Annotated in this window: 23 protein-coding genes and 1 pseudogene; 20 read left to right on the top strand and 4 right to left on the bottom strand. The window is 69.9% G+C overall.

Annotated features, from left to right (window positions below):
- From VF697_RS37495 to VF697_RS37480, 4 genes and pseudogenes are all read left to right on the top strand, one after another.
- A pseudogene (locus VF697_RS37495) lies at window positions 1-220 on the top strand (hypothetical protein); the annotation flags it as partial.
- A 45-nt stretch (window positions 221-265) separates the two neighbouring features.
- Window positions 266-781: an FHA domain-containing protein gene (locus VF697_RS37490; protein ID WP_331102757.1), complete on the top strand. Its 516-nt coding sequence runs from the start codon at window positions 266-268 to the stop codon at window positions 779-781.
- Between the two features lie 82 nt (window positions 782-863).
- Window positions 864-2,135, top strand: a complete 1,272-nt coding sequence (locus VF697_RS37485; RefSeq protein ID WP_331102755.1) for a Stp1/IreP family PP2C-type Ser/Thr phosphatase — start codon at window positions 864-866, stop codon at window positions 2,133-2,135.
- Between the two features lie 104 nt (window positions 2,136-2,239).
- Window positions 2,240-5,206 (top strand): carboxypeptidase-like regulatory domain-containing protein, encoded by a 2,967-nt coding sequence (locus VF697_RS37480; protein ID WP_331102753.1) that lies wholly within the window; start codon window positions 2,240-2,242, stop codon window positions 5,204-5,206.
- 62 nt (window positions 5,207-5,268) lie between these two features.
- Here VF697_RS37480 and VF697_RS37475 read toward each other — a convergent pair whose 3' ends face one another.
- Window positions 5,269-5,688 (bottom strand): hypothetical protein, encoded by a 420-nt coding sequence (locus VF697_RS37475; RefSeq protein WP_331102751.1) that lies wholly within the window; start codon window positions 5,686-5,688, stop codon window positions 5,269-5,271.
- A 64-nt stretch (window positions 5,689-5,752) separates the two neighbouring features.
- Window positions 5,753-5,962, bottom strand: a complete 210-nt coding sequence (locus VF697_RS37470; protein ID WP_331102749.1) for a hypothetical protein — start codon at window positions 5,960-5,962, stop codon at window positions 5,753-5,755.
- A 319-nt stretch (window positions 5,963-6,281) separates the two neighbouring features.
- Between VF697_RS37470 and coaBC the strand changes: the two genes are divergently transcribed.
- The 10 genes from coaBC (at window position 6,282) to VF697_RS37420 (ending at window position 15,624) form a co-directional block, all read left to right on the top strand.
- Window positions 6,282-7,538, top strand: coding sequence for a bifunctional phosphopantothenoylcysteine decarboxylase/phosphopantothenate--cysteine ligase CoaBC (gene coaBC / locus VF697_RS37465; protein WP_331102747.1), 1,257 nt, complete (start codon window positions 6,282-6,284; stop codon window positions 7,536-7,538).
- A gap of 67 nt (window positions 7,539-7,605) precedes the next feature.
- Entirely contained in the window at window positions 7,606-8,523 is a 918-nt protein-coding gene (locus VF697_RS37460) for a uracil-DNA glycosylase (RefSeq protein ID WP_331102745.1), read from the top strand.
- 28 nt (window positions 8,524-8,551) lie between these two features.
- Window positions 8,552-9,559: an alpha/beta hydrolase gene (locus tag VF697_RS37455; protein WP_331102743.1), complete on the top strand. Its 1,008-nt coding sequence runs from the start codon at window positions 8,552-8,554 to the stop codon at window positions 9,557-9,559.
- Between the two features lie 134 nt (window positions 9,560-9,693).
- Window positions 9,694-10,725, top strand: a complete 1,032-nt coding sequence (locus VF697_RS37450) for an L-erythro-3,5-diaminohexanoate dehydrogenase (RefSeq protein WP_331102741.1) — start codon at window positions 9,694-9,696, stop codon at window positions 10,723-10,725.
- 164 nt (window positions 10,726-10,889) lie between these two features.
- On the top strand, window positions 10,890-12,440 hold the full coding sequence (locus VF697_RS37445) for a lysine 5,6-aminomutase subunit alpha (RefSeq protein WP_331102739.1): 1,551 nt from the start codon (window positions 10,890-10,892) through the stop codon (window positions 12,438-12,440).
- The gene (locus VF697_RS37440) at window positions 12,440-12,928 is read left to right on the top strand and encodes a hypothetical protein (protein ID WP_331102737.1); all 489 of its coding nucleotides are present in this window, start codon (window positions 12,440-12,442) and stop codon (window positions 12,926-12,928) included. Before VF697_RS37445 ends, VF697_RS37440 begins: the two co-directional genes overlap by 1 nt.
- Before the next feature lie 5 nt (window positions 12,929-12,933).
- Entirely contained in the window at window positions 12,934-13,722 is a 789-nt protein-coding gene (locus VF697_RS37435) for an OAM dimerization domain-containing protein (protein WP_331102735.1), read from the top strand.
- Window positions 13,723-13,751: 29 nt separating this feature from the next.
- Entirely contained in the window at window positions 13,752-14,114 is a 363-nt protein-coding gene (locus VF697_RS37430) for a hotdog fold domain-containing protein (RefSeq protein WP_331102759.1), read from the top strand.
- Window positions 14,111-14,950, top strand: a complete 840-nt coding sequence (locus VF697_RS37425; protein WP_331102733.1) for a 3-keto-5-aminohexanoate cleavage protein — start codon at window positions 14,111-14,113, stop codon at window positions 14,948-14,950. Before VF697_RS37430 ends, VF697_RS37425 begins: the two co-directional genes overlap by 4 nt.
- 83 nt (window positions 14,951-15,033) lie before the next feature.
- Complete coding sequence (locus VF697_RS37420) at window positions 15,034-15,624, top strand: Uma2 family endonuclease (protein WP_331102732.1); 591 nt, start codon at window positions 15,034-15,036, stop codon at window positions 15,622-15,624.
- Between the two features lie 17 nt (window positions 15,625-15,641).
- Here VF697_RS37420 and VF697_RS37415 read toward each other — a convergent pair whose 3' ends face one another.
- Window positions 15,642-16,271 (bottom strand): hypothetical protein, encoded by a 630-nt coding sequence (locus VF697_RS37415; protein ID WP_331102731.1) that lies wholly within the window; start codon window positions 16,269-16,271, stop codon window positions 15,642-15,644.
- 327 nt (window positions 16,272-16,598) lie between these two features.
- Here VF697_RS37415 and VF697_RS37410 point away from each other — a divergent pair, with 327 nt between their 5' ends.
- From VF697_RS37410 to VF697_RS37400, 3 genes are all read left to right on the top strand, one after another.
- On the top strand, window positions 16,599-17,375 hold the full coding sequence (locus tag VF697_RS37410; RefSeq protein ID WP_331102730.1) for an SDR family NAD(P)-dependent oxidoreductase: 777 nt from the start codon (window positions 16,599-16,601) through the stop codon (window positions 17,373-17,375).
- A 79-nt stretch (window positions 17,376-17,454) separates the two neighbouring features.
- A complete protein-coding gene (locus VF697_RS37405) occupies window positions 17,455-19,125 on the top strand; it encodes an amidase (protein WP_331102729.1) in 1,671 nt (556 codons plus the stop codon).
- A 361-nt stretch (window positions 19,126-19,486) separates the two neighbouring features.
- Entirely contained in the window at window positions 19,487-19,795 is a 309-nt protein-coding gene (locus VF697_RS37400; protein ID WP_331102728.1) for a hypothetical protein, read from the top strand.
- Between the two features lies 1 nt (window position 19,796).
- On the opposite strand, the gene VF697_RS37395 is transcribed toward VF697_RS37400, so the two are convergent.
- Window positions 19,797-21,476, bottom strand: a complete 1,680-nt coding sequence (locus VF697_RS37395; protein ID WP_331102727.1) for an RluA family pseudouridine synthase — start codon at window positions 21,474-21,476, stop codon at window positions 19,797-19,799.
- Between the two features lie 275 nt (window positions 21,477-21,751).
- On the opposite strand from VF697_RS37395, the gene VF697_RS37390 reads away from it, so the two are divergent.
- From VF697_RS37390 to VF697_RS37380, 3 genes are all read left to right on the top strand, one after another.
- A complete protein-coding gene (locus VF697_RS37390) occupies window positions 21,752-22,210 on the top strand; it encodes a hypothetical protein (protein ID WP_331102726.1) in 459 nt (152 codons plus the stop codon).
- Between the two features lie 411 nt (window positions 22,211-22,621).
- Window positions 22,622-23,212, top strand: a complete 591-nt coding sequence (locus tag VF697_RS37385) for a DUF1801 domain-containing protein (RefSeq protein ID WP_331102725.1) — start codon at window positions 22,622-22,624, stop codon at window positions 23,210-23,212.
- Between the two features lie 103 nt (window positions 23,213-23,315).
- Window positions 23,316-24,858, top strand: a 1,543-nt coding sequence (locus tag VF697_RS37380; protein ID WP_331102723.1) for a serine/threonine-protein kinase, incomplete at its 3' end; no start/stop codon positions are given.

Here is a 24,858-nt window from a genome sequence, read left to right as displayed (position 1 = left end):
CCCGGCCTGGTACTCCGCGCGCTTCTCCGGGGCGAGCAAGGACAAGGAGTCCTACTTCGTCGGCCTGCTCGATGGACGCGCGCAGATCGGCTACAACTTCGGGCGCATCTCGGCGGGCGTGGTGGTGGGCTATGGTGATCCCTATAACTACAGGCGCACGAGCCTGTCCCGTCCCTTCGTGGGCGGATTGCACTTGGGGTTGTACTCGGAGTGGCGCTAGGCGCCTCTGGACCGTGACCCCCCAGGTGGGGTGAAGTGCGTTCCGATGGTCGAGCTTCTCAGTCTGCACATCAGCCGCTTCCAGCGAGAACGGGCTGACTACGAGCGCACGCTGCCGCCGGCGGTGCTCGTGTTCACGCCCGCGCCAATCGCGGCGATGGCCGTTGGCGACGAGGACGAGCACCACCACTTCCGCACCCTCACCAGCGTGGAGACGCCCATGCTGGGGGTGGGCGAGCCCATCGTCTTCCCCGTGGTGAAGAACCAGGAGAACGCGTTCGGTCGCGGCATCACCGTGGGGCGCACGGGCAACAACGACGTGGTGCTCGATGACGGCACGGTGTCGCGCTTCCACGCCTGGTTCCAGCGCGAGACGGACGGGCGCTACGTCCTGACGGACGCGGGCTCGAAGAATGGCTCGTTCGTGGCCGGGGTGCGCCTGGCGCCCCGTCGTCCGTCCCCGGTGGTGGACGGCGCCCGCCTGCGCTTCGGCCAGGTGGAGGTCACCTTCTACCTGGCGAGCGGCTTCACCAAGGTGCTCTCGCGGCGGATGGGGACGTGAGCGTGTCAGCCCCTTCCATAGGCTTCGTGATTTTTCGTAACGTGTGATTCACCCCCTCTAGAGGGAACAGGGAGCGTTCGCGGTGCCATTGACCACAGAGGCGTTCGGCCAGACCGACGTGGGCCGGAAGCGGCAGCACAATGAAGACTCGATGCTCGTGGACGCCCCGCTCGGCCTGTTCATCGTGGCCGACGGGATGGGCGGGCATGCGGCCGGCGAGGTGGCCAGCGCCCGCGCCACCGAGGTCGTGCGCCAGCACATGGCGGCCAACAGGCACCTGCTCAAGGACCTGAGCACCAACCCCACGCAGGAGAGCCGCAACGCGGCCCAGGCGTTGATGGAGGTGGCCATCCAGCGCGCCTGCGCGGACATCTTCCGCATGGCCCTGGCCGACACCACCAAGCGCGGCATGGGCACCACCTTCGTGTGCCTCGCGGTGAGCGGCAACAAGGGCGTCATCGGCCACGTGGGCGACAGCCGCGTCTACCTGGTGCGTCACGGCCAGTGCCACCGGCTCACCGAGGACCACACCCTGGTGGCCGCCCAGCTCAAGGCCGGCACCATCACCAAGGAGCAGGCCGCCACCTCGCAGTACCGCAACGTCATTACGCGCGCGGTGGGCATCCAGGAGTCCGTCCAGGTCGACACCCTCATCGTCGACCTCTTCCCGGGCGATCTCTTCGTGCTGTGCTCGGACGGTCTGCACGGCTACCTGGATGACGACGAGGTGCTGCCGCTCGTGCAGGGCGCCACGCCGTCGGATTTGCCCAAGAAGTTCATCGACCTGGCCAACGAGCGCGGGGGCAAGGACAACATCACCGCGGTGGTGGTGAAGATCTCCGGCGAGGGCACGCTCGAGGCGGAGACCACCGAGGCCCAGTCGCGCATGGAGGCGCTGCGGAAGATTCCCCTCTTCCGTCACCTCACCTACAAGGAGCAGACGGCGGTGCTGTCCATCGCCACCACGCGCACCTTCCCCGCTGGGAGGGAGATCGTGGTGGAGGGCCAGCCGGGCGAGGAGCTCTTCGTCGTCATCCGCGGTCGGGTGGCCATCGAGAAGAGCGGGGTGGAGATCGCCGAGCTGCGGCCCGGCGGCCACTTCGGCGAGATGGGCCTCATCGACAACGCGCCCCGCTCGGCCACCGTGCGAGCGGTCGAGCCCACGCGCACCATGGTCATCTCGCGCGTGGACCTGATGGGACTCATGAAGCGCGAGTCCATCCTGGCGGTGAAGATGCTCTGGAGCTTCGTCCAGGTGCTGTCGGACCGTCTGCGGGCCACCAACTCGGAGCTGAGCGAGGCCCGGCAGGAGCTGGCGGTGGCGCAGGCCATCCAGCCCTTCGCCGAGGAGTAGCGCTGGCGGGCAGGAAGACGTCGGGCGGGTGACGCGGTGGAATGAACCGCCCGAAATGTCGGTTGGCAGGCCGGTCGCGGGGGTAACGTCCCGCGCCGGTCCGAATGCGGAAATGGCTCGTCATAGGGGCGGCAGCCGCCCTGGTCGTCGTGGCGGTGGCGGTGCTGTGGCCTCGGGAGGTGTCAACCCGCGGAGCCGTGGCGGCCACCGAGTCCGCGGCGCGCGCGCTGCCTGAGTTCGAGTCGGTGGAGGTGTCCTCCGGCGAGGCCGAGGGCCTCTCGCTCACCGGGCGGGTGCTGGACGCCGCGGGCAGGCCGGTGGCGGGCGCGGACGTGTTCCTCTCCGCGAGCGCGCAGAAGACGCTCGACTCGGTGCGCTGTGACGAGTGCGACCAGGCGCTGCTGGCCTGTCCGGCGCGCGAGAGCGGCCTGCACGCGCTGGCCTTCTTCGAGCAGGCGCGGGGCTTCCTCCAGGCGAAGGCCACCGCGCGCACGGACGCGCAGGGCCGCTTCCGTTTCGAGCACCTGGCGGGCGTGTCCTTCTCGGTGTGGGCCCGGGCGCCGGGCTTCGGCTCGGCCATGCGCGAGCGCGCGGCCCCGGGCGAGCCGGTGGAGTTGTACCTGCCCCCCCTGAGGAGCATCGGCGGGCAGGTGGTGGACGAGGCGGGCCAGCCGGTGCCGGGGGCGCGCATCCACGCGGTGTCGCGCAAGGTGCCCCTGCCGTACGAGGCGGTGGCGAAGGCGGATGGCTCCTTCACGCTGCCGGAGCTCGGCGAGGGGCCCTTCTACGTGCTGGCCACCGCGAAGGGCTTCCTCCCCACGGTGGAGCCCCTGGTGGAGGCGGGCCCGCAGTTGGTGCGGCTGCAATTGGAGCCCTCGCGGACGCTGGAGGTGCGCGTCACCCGCCAGGGCGCGCCCGTGCCGGCCACGGTGCGGTTGAAGGCGGACCACCTGTCGCGCGAGTCCCGCGCCGAGGGTGGGGTGGCGCGCTTCGAGGGCCTCTACCCGGACGAGCTGGTGGTGACGGCCGAGTCCGGCGAGCTGGGCGCGGTGCCGCGCACCCTCACGCTGAACGAGCGCCTCACCCAGGTGACGCTCGAGCTGGAGGAGGCGGGCTCGCTGCTCGTCACCGTGGTGGACGAGGCCGGGCAGCCGGTGCCCTCGCCGGAGCTGGTGCTGCGCTCGGTGCGCGGGCAGTCCATCCAGTCGCAGAAGCCGTCCACGGGAGCGCTGGTGCAGTTCGGCCCGCTGGCCATGGGTGACTACGTGCTGGAGGGCCACGCGAAGGGCTACCGGGACGCGCAGCTGCCGGCGCGGGTGAAGCCGGGCGAGACGACGCTGGAGTTGGAGCTGGCGCGCGCCACGCTCATCTCCGGGCAGGTGCTGGACCAGTACGGCCGGCCGGCGCCCAACGTGACGGTGCTGGTGCAGCCCACGGGCGAGACGGTGCTGGCGGACGCGGAGGGCCTCTTCTCCGCGTCGGTGCCCACGCCGGGCCTGTACGAGCTGCACGCGCACCACTCGGAGTGGGGCGGCGGGCAGGTGAAGGTGACGGCGCCCGCCGAGGGCGTGAAGCTGGAGCTGGAGCCCCGGGCCTCGCTGGAGGTGACGGTGATGGCGGAGGGGCGCCGCGTGGAAGGCGCGGACGTGATGTTGTGGCTGGAGAACGAGGGCGTCTTCCGCAGCGACACCTCCTCCGGGCCGGACGGGCTGGTGCCCATGCGCGGGCTGCCCTCGGGGACGTTCTCGATGGTGGCCACGCACCGGGACTATGTGCCCTCGGAGCCGAAGAAGGTGACGGTGGAGGACGGGCAGGCACAGCAGGTGACGGTGACGCTCGTCTCGGGGGCGGCGCTCCGTGGCGAGGTGGTGGACACGAAGGGCGTGCCGGTGGCGGGCGCGTCCGTGTCGGTGCTGCCGCGCCTGTCCCAGCCGGTGACGACGGATGCGCGGGGACACTTCGAGGTGCGAGCGCTGAAGCCCGAGCGCCCCTACCAGGTGGAGGCGCGGCACCCGGGGTACGACCAGCGCGAGCGTGTGCAGGCAACGGCGGGCTCCGGCTCGGTGCGGGTGGTGATGGAGGCGCGGAGCACGTTCCGCGGCCGGGTGGTGTCCAGCGAGGGCGAGCCGGTGCGGCACTTCCGGCTGGACGAGCACGACGTGACGAGCCCGGACGGACGCTTCGAGGTGGCGCTGCCCGTGGCGGGCGATCGCGTCATCGTGTCGGTGGAGGCGACGGGCTTCGAGCCGTTGATGGTGGACAAGCCCGTGCAGCCGGACCTGGGCGACCTGGTGCTGGAGCGGGCGCCGACGGTGGCGGGGCTGGTGCGGGACGAGGGTGGCGGGCCGGTGGCGGACGCGGTGGTGTCGTGCGATGCGTGCGAGGACTCGGTGATGACGGGGGCGGATGGGCGCTTCACGCTGCCGAGCCCGCCCTTCGTGGCGAAGTTCACCGTGTCGGCGCGCAAGGGGCGGTTGAGCGCGTCGGTGCCGGCCACGCGCGAGGGGACGAAGGCCGTGGAGCTGGTGCTGAAGCCGACCACGCGGCTGTACGGGACGGTGTACCAGTCGGATGGGACGCCGGCGGCGGGCTTCCAGCTGGACGGAATCAACGCGGACCGGGCCGAGCCCATCAGCATCGTCACGGGGCAGGACGGGCGCTACAGCGTGGACGTGGCACCGGGCCACTACCGCTTCGCGCTCGGCGCGGCGCGCGAGTTCTCCGGCGAGCCGGCCTTGCTGGTACAGGTGGGGGGAGGGGAGATGCGGGTAGACTTGGGACCGGCGCCGGGCACGAGCTCACTGACGGTGCAGCTCAAGCCCGAGATGGGCAAGGCGCTGTGGGTGCTGGCCGGGGACGTGGGCTCCGTGAGCAACCCGCCGAGGGAGCTGATGCAAGCGGGCTACGGCCAGCTCCTCTACCAGCCTCGCGGCGAGCGGGTGACGCTGCAGGGGCTGCGGCCTGGGCGCTACACCCTGGTCTGGGCGCACTTCCACGTGGATTCGGAGGGCGCTCCGGTGGTGCGCACGGTGGACGTGCCGAGCTCGGGAGACGTGGTCCTCGCCCCGTGAAGGAGCCCCGATGAAGTCTCCCATCTGGCCGAACGGCTCGAGGGGAGTGACGGCTCGTGACTCTACCGTTTGATCGCGAGGATGCGCCACTTCCGTACATCGACGGCATACGTCGCCTCTGCATCCAGGCTGGGTCCATTCATTTTGCAAGCCTGGGGGCTGAGGACGATGTTGACGAGCATGACCCCTTCGGACCCTGGAGCCGCGAACACGTCGTAGGAATCACGCTGGTAGAGACATACTTCTTCCGGAGTGGCTCCGCGATGGGGTTGCACGTCTCGGGGGAGGAAGTCATCCATGGCAAGCTGGATGGCCGCGGCCATGGGTCCCCGGATGATCTGTCGCCCCTCGCTGGGCAGCTCGAGAGGAAACAGGATCTGTACGGCCTCTTCTGGTGGCGCGTGTGTGGGGCGGAAGGAGCGCTGGAACAGCGCGCACGCGGACAACAGCAAGCAGAGCGGCAGCAGCAGTTTGTTTCTCATGGACTCTTCTCCTCCGCCACCGCGCCCGGCGACGCCTCGACATGGCCCGACGTATCAGTGGCCATCAGTCGTCGAGGGCTGTGATGATGCCGTCCTCTTTGTGCTCGGGCTTGATGAGCCCGATGAGCTTCCAGCTCTTCCCGTTCCGTACGTAGATTTCCCCTGGGCGGTCTTCGTAGAGGTGCGGGACAAGCTTCATCACACGACAGCCCGTGTCGAACTGGATTCGAATGGACCAGAGCTGTGTCGCGGCTTGTCTGTCCTGTCGGGACATCGCGGACGCCGCCCAGGGATGGCTCAGGGACCGCGCACCCATACCCAGCCACTTGGGGTGTAACCGTAGTTCTCCGGCGCACTGCTCGTGCGCGGGCCACTGGCGCACCCCAGCAGCCAGACGCCTATGAAGGACAACCTCGTGGAAAGCCGCATCCAGCCACCTCTGAGACACGTCAGGCGCCTGGCCCGTCGAGCTACGGTTCGGAGGCTAGGAGGAGTGCCGCCGTTGAGGCAAGGAAGGGAGCCGGCCGTCCACTGGAGCTCTTGGCTCCTCGTGGTGGTTGCGAGCCCGACCCCTCGCGCATAAGGAAGCTCGCATGGATGCTTCGGCTCTGCGGGGACGTCGGGTGATCGTCGGCGTGGGTGGCGGCATCGCGGCGTACAAGGCGTGCGAGCTGGTGCGCGAGCTGGGGCGCGCCGGAGCGCAGGTGCGGGTGGCGATGACGGAGGCGGCGAAGCAGTTCGTCACCCCGCTCACCTTCCAGGCGCTCAGCGGGCACCCGGTGCTGACGGACTACTTCGACCCCGCACAGGAGGGGAACTTCGGGCACCTGGACCTGGCGCGCTGGGCGGAGCTGTACGTGGTGTCGCCGGCCACGGCGGACCTGCTGGCGCGCATCCGGGCGGGAATGGGGAACGACGCGGTGACGACGTCGCTGCTCGCGTTCCGAGGGCCGGTGCTGCTCGCGCCCGCGATGAACGTGGCCATGTGGGAGAACGAGCGGACGCAGGAGAACGTGGAGGCCCTGCGCACCTCGCCGCGCTTCCACGTGGTGGGGCCGGGGGCGGGGCTGCTCGCGTGCGGAGACGTGGGGGCGGGGCGACTGGCGGAGGTGGGGGACATCGTGGCGGCGGCGGCGCGCCTCTTCGCCGAGGGGCCCCTGGCGGGCCGGCGGGTGCTCATCACCGCGGGGCCCACGCGCGAGTACCTGGACCCGGTGCGCTTCATCTCCAACCCCTCGACGGGGAAGATGGGGCTGGCGCTGGCGGAGGCGGCGCGGGCCATGGGGGCTCGGGTGACGGTGGTGCTGGGCCCGGTGGGGGAGGTGGCACGGGACGGCTACGAGGTGGTGGACGTGGTGAGCGCGGAGGACATGGCGCGCGAGGTGCTGGCACGGGTGGAGGAGGTGGACTGCTTCATCGCGTCGGCGGCGGTGAGCGACTGGAAGCCGCAGGCGCGGGCGCCGCAGAAGGTGAAGAAGTCCGAGGGCCCGGAGAGCCTGACGCTGGTGCGCACGCCGGACGTGCTGGCCGAGGCGTCGCGCCGGGTGGCGGGACGGGCGCGCAGGCCGGTGCTGGTGGGCTTCGCGGCGGAGACGCAGCGGGTGGTGGAGTACGCGCGGGAAAAGCTGGAGCGCAAAGGATTGGACGCCATCGTGGCGAACGACGTGACGGCGCCGGGGGCGGGCTTCGGGGTGGACACCAACCGGGTGACGGTGCTGACGCGGGAGGGCGGGCAGCGGGAGCTGTCGGGGACGAAACGGGAGGTGGCCCGGTCCGTCCTGGCGCTCGTCAGGGACCTTCTCCCACCTTCCGAGGGTTCCAACGTGGCGCCGTGCTCAACCCTGGGGTAAGCGTACAGGCGCCCTACCCGGCAGGCGGTTGAATCGAAGTACCCGGACCCATAAACCCCTAGGCACCGTGAGCGAAGCCCTCGATACCTCGAATGAGCTGAGCGAAGTGCTGGAGGACCTGCGCCGCCACCTCCTGTGGCAGGAGGAGGCGGGGGGCCGGATCCTCCAGGTGGACGCACGCCTTGCCGCCGAGCTGCGCGCGGCGAACCTGCGCCCCCAGGCACTTCAGCGTGCCAAGGCCGCGCCGCAGCAGGCCCCGGCCGCACCGTCCGCGCCTCCGGCTCCTGTCACCCCGCCCCCGGTCGCCGCCCGTCCGCTGGCCGCCCGCCCGGCGACTCCCGCACCCGAGAGGCTCATCGAAGCCCCCGCGCAGGCGCGACCGGCCGAGGGCTCGCTGCCCGGCGTGGTGGAGGGCGAGCGGCCGACGTTGGATCAGATCCGCCGCGAGCTGGGCGACTGCCGCCGCTGCAAGCTGTGCGACGGGCGCAAGAACATCGTCTTTGGCTCGGGCAACCCGCGCGCCGAGCTGGTCTTCGTGGGCGAGGGCCCGGGGGAGACCGAGGATCTTCAGGGCGTGCCCTTCGTGGGGGCCGCGGGCGAGCTGCTGACGAAGATGATCGAGGCGATGGGCTACCGTCGCGACGACGTCTACATCTGCAACGTGGTGAAGTGCCGGCCGCCGGGCAACCGCAACCCCGAGCCCGACGAGGTGGCCGCATGCGAGCCGTTCCTGCGCGCGCAGCTCCGGGCGGTGCAGCCCAAGGCGATCGTGGCGCTGGGCAAGTTCGCGGCACAGACGCTGCTGCGGGACAGCACGCCCATCACCCGGATGCGGGGCCAGTGGCGCGAGTACGAGGGCATCAAGCTGATGCCCACCTTCCACCCGGCCTACCTGCTGCGCCAACCGGCGGAGAAGAAGAAGGCGTGGGAGGACCTGCAACAGGTGATGAAGTTCTTCGGCAAGCAACCCGGGCAGCGCGGCTGACCGGGTGTCCCCGGGAGGGGGATACGCGATGAAGGGAGTCCTCGAGACGCAGGAGATGCACTCGCCGGCGCTGGAGTCCAACCCGCTGGGAGACCCGGCACGGCGCGAGCTCCGGGTGTACCTGCCCCCGGGTTACGGCGAGGGGAACCGGCGCTATCCGGTGGTGTACTTCCTCAACGCCTTCTCCAACAGCGGCAAGTCGTGGACGAACTTCTCCGCGTTCTCGGTGAGCGTCCCCGAGCGCCTGGACGCGCTCGTCGCGGCGGGGACGATTCCCCCCGTCATCGGCGTGTTCCCGGACGGGTGGACGTCGCTGGGCGGCAGCCAGTGGGTGAACAGCGACGCCATCGGCCGCTACCGGGACTTCCTGGCCAAGGACGTGGTGGGCTTCGTGGACCGCACCTGGCGCACGCTGCCCAAGGCGGCGTCGCGCGCCGTGGTGGGGCACAGCTCGGGCGGCTACGGCGCGCTGGTGATGGGCCGCTACCACCCGGAGATCTTCTCGCACCTGAGCGCCCAGTCGCCGGACGCCTACTTCGAGTACTGCTACCTGCCAGACCTACCCAAGGCGGCCACGGCGCTGCTCAAGGCGGGCGGCGTGGAGGCGTGGTACCAGGACTTCATCCGGCGCTCCCGCGAGACCAAGGCCCGGGGGGATGACTTCACCGTCATCAACATCCTGGCCATGGCCGCGGCGTACTCGCCGAAGAAGGGCGAGCCGCTCAACCTGGAGCTGCCCTTCGATCAGCAGACGGGCCGGCTGAAGCTGGATGTCTGGAACCGCTGGCTGGTGCACGACCCGGTGCGCTTCGCGCCCAAGTTCCTCGACGCCTTCCGCAAGCTGAAGACCGTCTTCATCGACTGCGGCTCGCGCGACGAGTTCAACCTGCGCTGGGGGGCTCGGATGGTCGCCGAGGATCTCAAGAACGGCGGCGTCGAGCCCATCCACGAGGAGTTCGAAGACGGGCACACCGGCGTCAACTACCGCTTCGAGCGCTCACTGGCGGTGCTCGCGCCACGGCTCGCGAGCGAGTAGCGGACGGGGAGGGCGCTCCCGATGACGCGGGGCGTCGTCGATGCCTCTGGCGCTCCCACGTTCGCCCGGATAGACGCTACCCGTGAACTCGTGCGGGGAGCGGCTGTGTCCACCCGCGACCAGGAGACGGAGCCATGAGCATCGACCGCTACGGATTGTCCCGTGTCATCGGGGAGAAGGGCGTCCTGCCCCAGCGGGCGCGCACGTTGGATCCGTCGCTGCCCTGTCGGGAGGCCGAGCTCCTCATCGACGTGGAGAGCCTCAACATCGACGCCGCCTCCTTCAAGCAGATCAAGGACGAGGTGGGCGCGGACCCGGCCCGCATCGCCGAGCGCGTGCGGGAGATCGTCCGCGAGCGGGGCAAGATGCAGAACCCGGTGACGGGCTCGGGCGGCATGCTCATCGGGCGGGTGAAGGAGATCGGCCCGAAGCACCCGGCGCGCGGCGAGCTCCAGCCGGGCGACCGCATCGCCACGCTGGTGAGCCTCAGCCTGACGCCGCTCGTCATCGAGGAGGTGAAGGCCGTGCACCCGTCCATCGACCGGGTGGACATCCGCGGCTACGCCCTCCTCTTCGCCTCGGGGCTCTACGCGAAGCTGCCCACGGACATGCCGGACACGCTCGCCCTGGCGGCGCTGGACGTGTGCGGCGCGCCGGCCCTCGTGGACCGGTACGTCCGGCCGGGGATGACGGTGGCGGTGCTGGGCGCGGGCAAGAGCGGGGCCCTCTGCCTCGCGCAGGCGCGGCGCAACCTGAAGGGGCAGGGGCGGCTGCTGGCGCTCGACATCTCCGAGCCGGCTCTCACCGCGCTCCAGGGCATGGGCCTGTGCGATGCGGCGCTCCAGGTAAACGCCACCCAGGCGGTGGACGTGATGGAGAGCGTCTCCCGGGCCACCGAGGGCGCGCTGTGCGATCTGCTCATCAACTGCGCCTCCGTGGGCAACACGGAGATGGCCTCCATCCTCAGCGTCAAGGACGGCGGGACGGTCATCTTCTTCTCCATGGCCACCAGCTTCACCGCGGCCGCGCTGGGCGCCGAGGGCGTGGGCAAGGACGTCACCATGGTGGTGGGCAGCGGGTACGTGCCGGGGCACGCCGACTTCACCCTCGAGCTGCTGCGCGCCGAGCCCGCCCTGCGCCGGCTCTTCGAGTCGCGCTACGTCTAGTTGGAGCCTCGGCGAGCAGGCGTTGCCGGGCGTCATTACGCACTGAGCCATCTCCGTGTGGGTTTCTCAGGGAACGAGACTCCGTCTGGGGATGGGCACTCCTGCGGGGGGAGGGCCCCGAGGTTATTGAACTATTCCGCCTGCTTGGCGGATAAGGTGCCATCATGCCAGGTCCGTTCATCGAGGACGCGCAGCTCACCCGTGCGCGAAAGCTGGCGGAGGACATCACCGAGCCCATCTTCGAGCTCATCCGCCGCCACACCACTGTCTCCGTCGAGCGCACCGTGCTGCGTTTCTTCGGCATCTCGGATGCGGGAGCCGGCGGTGTCCCGCTCGCCAACCTGATGGTCGATCGGCTCAAGGACGCCCGGGTCCTCAACAGGGGCGCGGCGTACTGGTATGGCCGAGCCCTGCAGCTGGGCGCCCGCAGTCCCCTGGAGGCCGTGGAGCGCCTGTCCGCGCTGCCCATGGAGAAGCTGGCCCCCCTCTCGCCGGAGATGGAGAACAACCTGCGCGACGAGGTCCGCGCCGAGGCCCGCGCGGCCATGGACGACTTCAAGTCCCGCATCGCCCAGCGTGACGCGCTGCGCAAGGAGCTGGGCAACTCCCCGGCGCCGCACAAGTACGTCATCGTGGCCACGGGCAACATCTACGACGACGTGGATCAGGCCCGGGCCGCGGCGCAGGCCGGCGCGGACATCATCGCCGTCATCCGCTCCACGGCGCAGTCGCTGCTGGACTACGTGCCCCACGGTGCCACCACCGAGGGCTACGGCGGCACCTACGCCACCCAGGAGAACTTCCGCATCATGCGCGAGGCCCTGGATGACGAGAGCCGCAAGCTCAAGCGCTACATCCAGCTCACCAACTACTCGTCGGGCCTGTGCATGGCGGAGATCGCCTTCGCCGCCGCCTACGAGCGGCTGGACATGCTGCTCAACGACGCGATGTACGGAATCCTCTTCCGCGACATCAACATGCGGCGCACGTTCATCGACCAGTACTTCAGCCGCCGCATCTGCGCCCAGGCCGGCATCATCATCAACACCGGCGAGGACAACTACATCACCACCGCGGATGCCTACGACGCGGCGCACACCGTCATCGCCAGCCAGTTCATCAACGAGACCTTCGCCAAGCGCGCGGGCCTCCAGGACTGGCAGCTCGGGCTGGGGCACTCGTACGAGATCGATCCGTACCGGCCGGACACGCTCCTGTTGGAGCTCTCGCAGGCCATGCTCGTGCGCCGGTGCTTCCCCAACGCGCCGCTCAAGTACATGCCGCCCACCAAGCACAAGGAGACGGACATCTTCTTCAGCCACGCGTACGACGTGATGGCGGACCTGGTGGCCATCTGGACGCGGCAGGGCATCCAGCTGCTGGGGATGATGACCGAGGCCATGCACACGCCGCTGCTGGCGGACCGGTACGTGGCGCTCAAGGCGGCCAGCTACATCTACCGGGCGGCGGCGGGCATCGACGAGGAGTTCACCGTGCGCGAGGACGGGAAGATCGCCAACCGCGCGCGCGAGGTGTTCGCCAAGGCGATGGACCTGCTGGAGGAGTGCCAGAAGGACGGCATGGTGGCGGCCATCGGCCGGGGCCACTTCGGCGACGTCAAGCGCACCGAGACGGGTGGCAAGGGGCTGGACGGCGTCGTGGAGAAGGCGCCCGACTACTTCAACCCGTTCCAAGAGCTGCTGGAGGCGCCGTGATGCTCGGCTCGTTGCTGGTGCTGGTGCTCGCCGCCGGGGAGCCGGCGGAGACGCTGACGAAGTACGAGGTGAAGACGCTCGCGCTGCAGGTGCCCTCCGCGTGGAAGCAGTCCGAGGCGGATGGCACCCAGCGCTTCGACGACCCGTCCGGGGACGCGTACCTGCTGCTGGACGTGGGCGCGGTGCAGACGGCGGGGATGAAGCCCCAGGTGTGCCTGGAGAAGATCCTCGCCGCCATGGGCAACGAGAACTGGAAGCAGCTCAAGCTGGGCAAGGCTCCGGCGGCGCGGCGCGTGGACACGGACACCACGCCGGATGGCGCCGAGTCGGTGGAGACGGTGACGTACGTGGGCTGTGACGGGAAGACCACCTGGTCGCTCGTCTTCCACATGAACGTGAAGCAGAAGGACCGCTTCGAGGCGCTGGCGACGAAGGTGGCCAACAGCCTCGCGTACGCGAAGCCGTCCGCGAGCAAGAAGGGGAAGTAGACGCCATGGCGACGAAGCCGACGAAGCAGATCATCCGCCCCTATGGCGACCGGCGTGACGACGGTGTGGTGCAGCTCTCGTTCACCCTGCCGGTACCCCTGTCGGAGAAGGCCAAGGAGGCCGCCGCCGTCTTCGCCAGGAAGATGGGGTTCTCCGACGTGAAGGTGGCCGCCGCCGAGCGCGCCGCCGACACGTACACCTTCTTCATCGTGTACGCGCGCACGCCCATCTCGCTCGACTACGCGGAGATCGACGTGCCCGAGGTCGTGGTGAAGAAGCTGGGCTTCGACGACCTCAACGGGCTCATCAAGGACAAGGTGGGCCGGCGCATCGTGGTGTTCGGCGCGTGCACGGGCACGGACACGCACACGGTGGGCATCGACGCCATCCTCAACATGAAGGGCTACGCGGGCGACTACGGCCTGGAGCGCTACCCCGGGTTCGAGGCCCACAACCTGGGCAGCCAGGTGCCCAACGAGGACCTCATCCAGAAGGCCCAGGCGCGCAACGCGGACGCCATCCTCGTGTCGCAGGTCGTCACCCAGCGCGACGTGCACAAGGACAACTCGCGCCAGTTCATCGAGGCCGCCAAGGCCGCGGGCATCCACGGCAAGACGCTCCTGCTCTTGGGCGGGCCGCGCGTGGACCACAAGCTGGCGTTGGATCTGGGCTTCGACGCGGGCTTCGGCCCCGGCACCAAGCCCTCGGACGTGGCCAATTTCATCGTGCACCAGGTCCTCCAGAAGGAAGGCAAGGAGGAGAAGAACGTGCACTGGGAGGGAGAGCCCAAGTGAGCAACGTGAAGGCCGTCATCCGCCTGCGCATGAGCAGCCACGACGCGCACTACGGCGGCAACCTGGTGGACGGGGCCCGGATGCTGGGCCTGTTCGGAGATGTGGCCACCGAGCTGTGCATCCGCCTGGACGGGGACGAGGGCCTGTTCCGCGCCTACGACTCGGTGGAGTTCCTCGCCCCGGTGTACGCCGGGGACTTCATCGAGGCCGAGGGGGAGATCATCCAGACGGGCAACACCTCGCGGAAGATGCGCTTCGAGGCGCGCAAGGTCATCCGCCCGCGGCCGGACGTGAACGACTCGGCGGCGGACGTGTTGCCGGAGCCGGTGGTGGTGTGTCGGGCCAGCGGTACCTGCGTGGTTCCCAAGGACAAGCAGCGAGGTCAGCGATGAGCACGCCCATGGTGATTACCGCGGCGATGGTGGGCGCGGAGACGACGCGCGAGCAGACGCCGCACCTGCCGATTACCGCGGAGGAGATCGCCGAGGACGCGGTGCGCTGCCGCGAGGCGGGCGCCGCGATGGTGCACCTGCACGTGCGCACGCCGGACGGCAAGCCGTCGCAGGACACGGAGCTGTTCCGGGCGGCCATCCGGGCCATCCGCAAGCGCACGGACATCCTCATCCAGGTGTCCACGGGCGGCGCGGTGGGGATGAACGTGGACGAGCGCTGCGGCGGGCTGCGGCTGACGGGCGAGGATCGGCCGGACATGGCCACGCTGACGACGGGCACGGTGAACTTCGGCGACGAGGTGTTCTGGAACCCGCGACCGCTGGTGAGGGACATCGCCCGGCGCATCAAGGCGCTGGGCCTCCGGCCGGAGTTCGAGTGCTTCGACGTGGGCATGGTCGACGAGGCGCGGGCGCTGGCGAAGGAGGGGGTGGCGGAGCTGCCCGGGCACTTCGACTTCGTGCTGGGCGTGCCGGGAGCGCTGACGGCGCGCGAGGACGCGCTGGACTTCATGATCAAGTCGCTGCCCGAGGGGAGCACGTGGACGGTGGCGGGCGTGGGCCGGCACCAGCTGCCGTTCGTGGAGCTGGCGGCGGAGCGGGGCGGTAACGCGCGCGTGGGGCTCGAGGACAACATCTACGTGTCCAAGGGCGTGCTGGCGAAGGGCAACTGGGAGCTGGTGGCCGAGGCGGTCAAGCGGGCGAAGGCGAAGGGCCGCACCCTGGCCACCCCGCAGGAGGCCCGCAGGCTCCTGCGTCTGGATGCGCCCACCGCCTGAGCGGAGGTGGACCCTACCTTTCCCGTCAGACCTTCCTGTAGAATGTGAGCAGTCAGGCAGGAAGGCCTGGGAAGGGGACGGAGATGGGTCGGGGAAAGCGTCCAGCCACCTACGAGGACATCGAGGCGTTACCGCCGGGGTGGGTGGGGGAGATCGTCGATGACGAGCTGTGGGCCTTCCCACGGCCGGCGTCGTGGCACGGGTGGACGGCGTCCGTGCTGATGGGCGTGCTGGGCAATGCGTTCAGCTATGGCAGGGGAGGGCCGGGCGGCTGGTGGATCATGGTCGAGCCGGAGCTGCACTTCGGCCGTCAGGTGCTCGTGCCGGACCTCGCGGGCTGGCGCCAGGAGCGTGCACCCGGGCTGCTCGAACGAGAGGTGCCCTTCTTCGAGCTGGCGCCCGATTGGGTCTGCGAGGTGCTGTCCCCCTCGACGGCCAGGTTGGACCGGGGTCGCAAGCTGTCCCTCTACCACCAGGAGGGTGTGAGCCACGCGTGGTTGGTGGACCCGAGGGCCCACACCCTGGAGGTCTACCGCCGAGGGGCGCGAGGCTGGCGGTTGGCCCGGTATGGAGGCGAGGACGTGGTCCGCGCCGAGCCGTTCGACGCCGAGCCGCTCGACCTGGGGCGGCTCTGGGCTCCAGGCTCCCGCCGGTCACCGTCGCCCGAGCCCTGAGCCCTCGCGCTCTTCGCTCACGCCGTGCGCGCGCTGTCGAGCGCCAGCGCCAGACCGGCCAGGGCCTGCCTCTCCGTGCGGCGCAGCCAGCCCCAAGAGGCGAACAGACCTCCGGAGGACTCGCCTACCCGCCGGCCCACTTCCAGCAGGCACCACTTGAAGCGCTCGGCCTCGCTGCGGCCCAGCTTCTCGGCCAGCAGTCGGTACACCGCGGGGAACTGATCGAACCCCGGCATCGACTCGGACGCCAACTCCGACAGGAGCGTGTCGCGCTTGCGCAGCAACTCGCCGCAAACCATCCGGAACACCTCGCTGGAGGCGCGCGAGCCTTCCTTGAGCACCTGCTCCAGGGCCCGCCGTTCCGCCGGCAACACCTGGCCGTCCGCGGAGGCCACCCACAGGAAGCTCAGCAGGGGCGCATTGCGCACGAGCCGCCACTCCTCACGCGACAGGTCGAAGTGACAAGCCCCCTGCGCCCACGGGTCCGTCTTCTCGTCGTCCTCGGCGAGGAGGTCCGGGTGGAGCAGCCCGGGCTCGTCCCTCAGGACCTCCTGCGAGAGGGGCACCACCCCGGAGAAGGCCTCCCATGACGCGTCGAGGACGGGCTCCGACCAGGACTCACCGGCGGGCTGAATGGTGTGTTGCATGGGTCCCCCCTTTTTTTGTCCGGCTGGAATGGACAGCCGGGTGTTGGTGGCTACGGGCTCGCTCGGTGCAGTGCCGCGGTAGCCCTACAGAAGGGAAACATATCCAGACACGCCGTGTAAAGTTCATCACCGCTGAATTTGAGAATTCAAGACGCTATAGCCCGCCAACCTTTGCAAGTCTTTGCAAGGCCGCAAATCCAGTTCCACGGGTTCTGCCAGAACAGTCGTGGAGGGCGCGCCCAGGTACACGTCCCGGTTGAAACAATTCACTGCCATCGGACGGTGGGCCCTGGGACGCAGCCGCCCGCTCTGGTAGAGGGCAGCACCATGGATACAGAGCTGCGCGGAAAGGGAGTCCTCGTCACGGGGGGAGCGGGCGGAATCGGGAGCGCGGTGGTGCGCGCCTTCGCGGAGGAGGGGGCGAAGGTGGCGGTGCACTACCACCGGAGCGCCGAGAAGGCCGAGTCCCTGGCGAAGGAGCTGGGCGGAGCGGCGCTGAAGGCGGACCTGACGTCCGAGCCCGACGTGGACGCCCTGGTGCCCGCGGCGGTGAAGGCGCTGGGCCGGCTGGACGTGCTGGTGGCGAACGCGGGCGTGTGGCCTCCACCGGACGAGGGCGTGTGGCAGATGTCGCTGGAGCGCTGGCACCGGACGCTGGCGGAGAACCTGGACAGCGTGTTCCTGAGCTGCCGGGCGTTCCTGCGCCACGTGGCGACGACGGGGACGGGGAACATCATCCTCATCGGCTCGACGGCGGGGCTGTTCGGCGAGGCGGGACACTCGGACTACGCGGCGGCCAAGGGCGCGCTGGCGAGCGGGTTCCTCAAGAGCCTGAAGAACGAGATCACCCGCATCGCGCCACTGGGCCGGGTGAACACGGTGTGCCCGGGGTGGACGGCGGTGGACCGGCACAAGGACAAGCTGGACAACCCGGCGTTCATCCACCGGGTGACGCGCACGATGCCGCTGCGCAAGGTGGGGCGTCCCGAGGACGTGGCGCGGGTGGTGGTGACGCTGGCGTCCGATCGCATCTCCGGCCACGTCACGGGAGAGGTCATCACCGTGGCGGGAGGCATGGAGGGCCGGGTCCTACACGAGACCTGAGCCTGCGCGTCTGGAGCGGGTGAGCCGCGCTTGCCCGGGTTGCCGACGCCCGCTCTCGCTGCTGTACTCGGGGCCACCCATGAAGAAGCCCCTTGACCCCCAGGGTCTGAGCCGCCGCACGTTCCTCGGCGGCGCGGCTGCCGCCAGCACGCTCGTCGCCTTCGATGTCCAGGCCGAGCCCTCCGCGAGCAACACCGCTCGTCCTCCTCCCCCCGCGTCGCACGGTGCGCCCTTCGAGCTCGAGGAGGCCACCGTCTCCGAGCTCCAGGCCGCCATGGCGTCCGGGAAGTACACCGCGCAGGGACTCGCCGAGCGCTACCTCACGCGCATCCGCGAGCAGGATCGCGCGGGGGACCTCCCGCTGCTCTCGGTCATCGAGCTCAACCCGGACGCCCTCGCCATCGCCGCGGCACTGGACGAGGAGCGCAGGGCCAAGGGGCCCCGCGGCCCGCTGCACGGCATCCCCGTCCTCATCAAGGACAACATCGCCACCGCGGACAAGATGCAGACCACCGCCGGGTCGCTCGCCCTGGTGGGCTCCGTGCCCTCGCGCGACGCGTTCGTGGCGGAGCGCTTGAGGGCCGCGGGCGCCGTCATCCTCGGCAAGACGAACCTCAGCGAGTGGGCCAACTTCCGCTCGACGCACTCCTCCAGCGGGTGGAGTGGACGGGGAGGGCAGTGCCGCAATCCCTACGCCCTGGACCGGACGCCGTCGGGTTCGAGCTCGGGCTCCGGCGCGGCCACCGCCGCGAACTTCTGCGCGGTGTCGGTCGGCACCGAGACCGATGGCTCCATCGTCTCGCCCGCCTCCGCGTGCTCCCTCGTGGGGCTCAAGCCGACCATCGGGCTCGTGAGCCGCTCGGGCATCATCCCCATCTCGCACAGCCAGGACTCCGCCGGCCCCATGACGCGCACGGTGGCGGATGCCGCCGCGCTCCTCGGCGTGCTCGCGGGCATGGACCCGAGCGACGCGGTGACGGCCACGAGCCAGGGCCACGCCCACGCGGACTACACCCGGTTCCTCGACCCGAACGGGTTGAAGGGAGCGCGCATCGGCGTGCCGCGCGAGCGGTTCTTCGGCTACCACCCGGCCACCGACGCGCTCATCGAGAAGTCGCTCGAGCTCATGAAGGCGCAGGGCGCCACCCTCATCGACGCCCCCATCCCCACGGCCTCGAAGATGGATGAGCCGGAGTTCGAGGTGCTGCTCTACGAGTTCAAGGCGGGCGTCGAGGCGTACCTCGCCGGGCTCGGGGAGCGGGCGCGGGTACGGACCCTGGCGGACCTCATCCGGTTCAACGAGGAGCACCGCGACACCGAGCTGCCGTGGTTCGGCCAGGAGCTCTTCCATCAGGCGCAGGAGAAGGGGCCGCTCACCGACAAGAAGTACCGCAAGGCGCTCGAGGCCTGCCGGAAGCTGTCGAGGGAGCAGGGAATCGACGCGGTGATGGCGAAGCACAAGCTGGACGCGCTCGTCGCCCCGACGATGGCCCCGCCGGGCCTCATCGATCTGGTGAACGGCGACCACTGGCTGGGGAGCAGCTCCACGCCGGCCGCCGTCGCCGGGTACCCCACCCTCACCGTCCCCGCGGGGTACGTGGCGGGCCTGCCGGTGGGCCTCTCCTTCATCGGGCGCGCGTGGAGCGAGCCGACGCTCCTGCGGCTCGCCTTCGCCTACGAGCAGGCCTCCAAGCACCGTCGCCCGCCCGGCTTCGCCCCGACGGCGGATCTGCGCCAGGCGAACAGCTAGGCGCGCGGGATTCTGGAAGGACGGGGCGAGCCTCCACTCGCCCTGGCAGTACGAGTGAAGAAGTTCATTCCTGTCACGGCTTTGGCCGCTCGTGATGCAAGTCTTTACCGTCACGCCACGCGGCCACCCCGAGAGCGAAGGCCGTTGGAGGAGAACACACCCGCGCACCTTGCGCGTGGCTCTGTCCACCTCCACATCTGGCCCCATGCGTTCCGGTGCTTCCTTCTCCTTCGATGACTCTCTGTGGCCGCTGATGGTCGTGCGGCTCACCGGCGAACTCTCTCCCCAGGAGTTCGAGCGTTACCTCTCCAGGGCCACTCAATATTTGCAGCGTGATGACAGGCACGTCTGCATTTTCGATGTGAGCGAGCTCCACCTCTTCTCGACCGAGCAGCGGCAGCGGCAGGTGGAGTGGCTCAAGGCGCATGAGGTGCTGATGCGCCAGAAGTTGCTCGGCATCGCGTACGTCGTCACCTCGGCCACCGTCCGGCTGACGATGAGCGTCATCTTCCACTTCAAGCCGCCGCCCGTCCCCTACACCCTCGTCTCCCGCCTGGGGGACGCGGGGGCCTGGGCGGCCAGGTGCCTCGACGAAGCGCGATTTTCCACCCCCGCCGCGCTCGTCCGGAGCCAGTTCGGTCCTTGGGTGGAGGCGCGGGGCGTCCGCTGACTCAGAAGGGTGCTGGCCGCTCGAAGGAGACGCGCTGTCCCGTCTCCGGGTGGCGGAACGCGAGTGACTCCGCGTGCAGGTGCAGGCGTCGGTCCTCGTGCCCGTAGAGGCGGTCCCCGACGATGGGCGCGCCGAGGCCGAGCGGATGCGCCGCATGGACGCGCAACTGGTGGGTCCTCCCCGTGAGGGGGAAGAAGGCCACGCGGGTGCGCTCCCCGCTTCGCTCGAGGACCTCCCACCGGGTGATCGCGGCCTTTCCATGCACGGGGTCGTGAATCTGCCGGGGCCGATCGTGCAGGTCGACGCGCATCGGGAAGTCGATCGTTCCTCGCTCGCCCTGGACGCGTCCCTGGACCCAGGCCACGTAGCGCTTCTGGACCTCCCGGTGGAGGAACTGCCGCTGCAGGGCCGCGTGCGTCCGTGGCTCGAGCGCCGCGACGAGCAGGCCCGAGGTGTCCAGATCGAGCCGGTGCACGAGGAGCGGGCCCGTCGCATGCGGATACCGGGCGCGCAGCCGGGCGAGCACCGAGTCCGTGACCGAGGTGTCCTTTCCGGGGATGGAGAGCAGGCCGCAGGGCTTGTCCACCACGACGAGCCACGCATCCTCGAAGACGATGGAGAGCCCGGTGGCGACGACGGCCGGCGGCGAGAAGGCTCTCGGGGAGGTGACTCGCAGGCCCTCCAGCATGTACGGGAGGAGGGGGCCGCACTTGTCCCGGCAGGCGGCGTAGAACGCGCCGGTGACGCGCCCTCCCGAGAGTGGCGGAGCGCCCCACCAGAACTCGGCGAGCGCCAGCGGACGCAGGCCCTGCCTGAAGGCGTGGGCGAGGAGCTTCGGAGCCGCGCAGTCGGCGGCGCCCGAGGGAGGCTCTCCGGGTGCGTACAGGGCCCGCAGGGGACGACGCTCGCCCCGTGCATTGGGGACGCCATAGGTGTCATGGAGCCGCTTCATGAGCGCACGACAGACGATCCGTCGCAGGCGCTCGAGGGCTCGAAGACGCCGTTCGAGCCGCGCTCGCTTCGGCACGAGTGCCCGGCGCTCCTCCTCCTGCGCCGCATCCAACCGGCGCTGCTCCGCCTTGTCGCCCCGGCTCTCCTGGTCGAGCGCGTGGAGGGCCGCGCGTCTCTCGGCCTCCGCGAGCGCATCCGACGCCGTGAGCTCGGCCCGCCGCGCGTGGCGTCGCCGCCGGTTCTCTTCGTGCCGGGCGCGCAGTGCCGTGCGTTCCGCGGTGTGGCGTGCCTCCTGGGCTTCGTGGGCGCTCCGGAGCGAGACGAGCTCCGACGAGGTCCGGAGGTCCTCGGCGCGGGCGAGCAGCGCCTTCACCACGGCCTCGCCCGCGGGCTCCACCTGGGCGCGTGTCTCGCGGTCGAAGAGGGGCGGGACGAAGCCTTCGACGTCCCATCGCCCCGCGAGCATGCCGGAGAAGGACCGGAGGAATCCGAGACGCCCGTCTGGCTGCTGCACGACCAGCACGCCGAACATCTTGCCGCCGTCCGGGCCGTCGAGCGTCGAGGTCGCGATCCCCGGGGCAACGAGGCCCGTCCGGAACTCCGCCTGCATCACCTCCGCGGCCTGGCGTGCCAACGCGTGAGGCCCGAGCTCATCGAAGGGGCTCGGAAAGGTGCCGGCGACCTCGTGAGAGGCCAGCGGCGGCTCGAAGGGGGTGACCCACGTCTCCACGGTCCTCCGGTAGCACGAAACGGCGAGAAACGGTGCCACGCACCGCATCCCCAGGGGCTGCCCGTCATGCGCGCGAGGAGGCGCCAGCTCGCATGGCTGGTGTACGACTGGACGGGGGCGCGATCCCCACGGGGCTTGTTCCGGCTCCCAGGGCGTCTGCACCTTGGTCGACGGAGGGCTTCCTGATGATGCGTGAGCGTCTGCCGTGGTCTCTCGGATGGGTGAGTCTGGGAATCGGACTGACGGAGCTGGCGATCCCGAGGAGTCTCTGTCGCATGCTGGGCGCGCCGAGACGCTACTCCTGGCTGGTGCGGACGCTCGGAATCCGGGAACTCGCCAGCGGGGTGGGGCTGCTCATCGAGCCGCAGCAGCGGCGCTGGGCGTGGACGCGCGTGGCGGGTGATGCCATGGACCTCGCGCTCCTGGCGGTGACCTTTGGGATTCCGCGTGTGAACAGGGCCTGGCAGGGAGCCATCACCGCCGCGGTCGCCGGAATGACCCTCGTGGACCTCTATGCCGCCACGAAGCGGAACGCTCCGAGTCTCTCCGGTGCCGTGACGCCGTCACTCGGGATGGAGACGGGAAGCCATGCGCCCCTCGAGAGCTGGCGGGGCAGCGGACTGGCCGAGGACGTGGGCGCGAACGTGCGTCCGGGAGAAGAAGGCGAGTCCGATGAGGTGAAGCAGCGCATGATGAGAGAGGCGGAACGGGAGCTGGGATTGCCACAGCGCTGAAATGCGACGAGGCCCGAGCGAGGCCCAGGCACCGAACCACTTTTGGCGGTACTTGCCCCAGACCTTGCGGACCTGGCCCTCGCACTCCGGGCCCTCCGATGGCTGCTGGACCTCCACGTGGTCATCGAGGGGCCGCGTGCCGTCCGGGTTCTCGCCCCGGCTGCCGTACCCGCCGTGCCAGAGCGTGCGGCCGTCACGCAGTTCCTGGACGAGAACCTCAAACGAGTTGCAGTCCGCGGCCTCGGTTTCCTCTTCGAGCACGTAGGCGAACTTCCCGTCGCGTGACCAGCCGAGCGGCACGAGCCCCATGAATGAGGGCGGGGCCACCCGAGCGCGCGGGTGGGTAGCCGAAGGCCGCGCGCACTGATCTCCGCGCTGTGCCGCTGCTTCGGGAGCGCTACACTCGGGGTCATGCAGAGCAAAGCCACCAGTGTCGACCAGTACCTCGCCTCGCTTCCGGAGGACCGCCGCGCGGCGATCTCCGCCGTGCGCGATGTCATCCTCGAGAACCTCGATGGGAGCTACGAGGAGGGCATGCAGTACGGGATGATCGGCTACTACGTCCCGCACAAGGTGTTCCCCGCCGGCTACCACTGCGATCCGAAGCAGCCGCTGCCGTTCGCGTCACTGGCCTCGCAGAAGAGCCACATGGCCGTCTACCTGATGTGCGTCTACGGCCAGCCGGAGCACGAGAAGTGGTTCCGCGAGGCGTGGGCGAAGACGGGCAAGAAGCTCGACATGGGCAAGTCGTGCGTGCGCTTCAAGAAGCTGGAGGACGTCGCGCTCGACGTGATCGGCGAGGCCATCCGCCGTGCGCCCGCGAAGGCGTACATCGAGCACTACGAGTCCGTGATCCGCAAGCCGGCGAAGAAGAAGGCGCCGAGCGCCGCGAAGAGCAAGCCGGTCGCGAAGAGCAAACCGGTCGCGAAGAGCAAGCCGGCGGCGAAGAAGCGCGGAGCGACAGGAGCACGAGCCGCTCCTGCCCGCGACCCTCGAAGGTGACGTGCGAGCGCGGGAGGCCGGTCACCAATCAAAGTGGATGGCGCGCGAGTGTCGTGTCACGGACTCGCCTTGTTGCCCCGGCTCCCTGAGAATGGGGGCGCGTATGGCTCAGTCTCAGCGTTCAGACACCCTGGCTCCGGTCAGCACCCAGATGCTCGCCGAGCACCTCCGGGCGGATGTCGCCGCCCGGGAAGCCTCCGTGACCTGGTTCAACAGCGGGGTGTCCTTCTTCTTCTTCTTGTGCGCGGTGGGCCAGGGCCCGCAGATCGGCTGGCCCCGGGCCTACGCCATCATGGGCAGCTGCGCGGTCTATGCCGTGTACTACGGGTGGGTGTCCCGGGTGCTGCGGCGGGGGTGGTTCCACCCGGCCATCCTCTGGATCAACGTCGGCCTGGAGACCGGCGCCGGAGTGTGGCTCTTCGTCTACGACATCATCTTCGCGGATGCCGAGCAGGCGCTGTCCAATCCCGCGGCCGTCCTCTGGAGCACGCTCATCGTGCTCGCGGCGCTGCGCTCCAAGCGGTTGGCGCTCTTCGCCGGATGCCTCGTGGCCGTCGAGATGTTGCTGCTCTACTTCTTCGTGGCCTTGCCGCGACTGCCCGCGCCCGTGCCGGTGATGTTCTCGCCGCCCCTCATGGTGCAGCGCGCCGTCTACTACTTCATCACGGGCGGCATGGCGGCGATGCTGGCCAGCCACCTCACGCGCAAGGCCGAGGAGGCCCTGCACGCCATCCGGGCCAAGGATCTGCTGGGCAAGTACTTCCTCCACGAGCGGCTGGGGGTGGGGGGCATGGCCGAGGTGTTCCGCGCCACGTATAGCCCGGAGGGCGGCTTCGAGAAGGTGGTGGCCATCAAGCGCATCCTCCCGGCCTACGCCGAGGACGAGGACTTCGTGACGCTGTTCCGCCGGGAGGCGGAGCTGGGCTCGCTGCTCAACCACCCCAACATCATCCAGGTGCTGGACGTGGGCCGCTTCGCGGACACCTACTTCATGGCCATGGAGCACATCGAGGGCATGTCCCTGCGAGAGCTGCTCAAGAGTCACGGGCCGCTGCCGCCGTCGGTGGTGGCCTACATCGGGGCCGAGCTGGGCGAGGCGCTCGACTACGTGCACCGGCGTACCTCGAGCGAGGGTGTGCTGCTGCGGCTCGTCCACCGGGACGTCAATCCGCCCAACATCCTCCTGTCGCGCATTGGCGAGGTGAAGCTGGGGGACTTCGGGGTGGCGCGGGCGGCCATCCATGTCCGGCTCACCCAGGCCAACCGGGTGCGCGGAAAGCTGGGCTACCTGTCGCCGGAGCAGGCCCGGGGCGAGTCCTTCGACGGGCGCGCGGACCTCTTCGCGCTCGGCGTCACGCTGCACGAGGCCCTCACGGGACAGCCCCTCTTCAAGGGGGAGGACGTCTCCGAGCGGCTGCAACCCACCCCGCCTTCATCGCTCCGGCCGCCCTCGGCCTTCCGCTCGGACGTGCCTGCGGTGCTGGACGCCGCCATCATGGACCTGCTCCAGTGGCGGAGCGAGTACCGCACCCCGAGGGGGCAGCGGCTGCGCGAGCAGCTCTGCGGGCTGACGGGAGCGAACGCGCCCTATCCCCACGGACAGCAAGCCCTGGCCCGGCTGATCCAGGAGGCGTTGGTGCTCAAGG

The sequence above is a fragment of the Archangium sp. genome, from assembly GCF_036388035.1.
Classification (GTDB): Bacteria; Myxococcota; Myxococcia; order Myxococcales; family Myxococcaceae; genus Archangium.
Note: the sequence above shows the minus strand (reverse complement) of the source record. Positions and strands in the feature narration are given on the sequence as shown.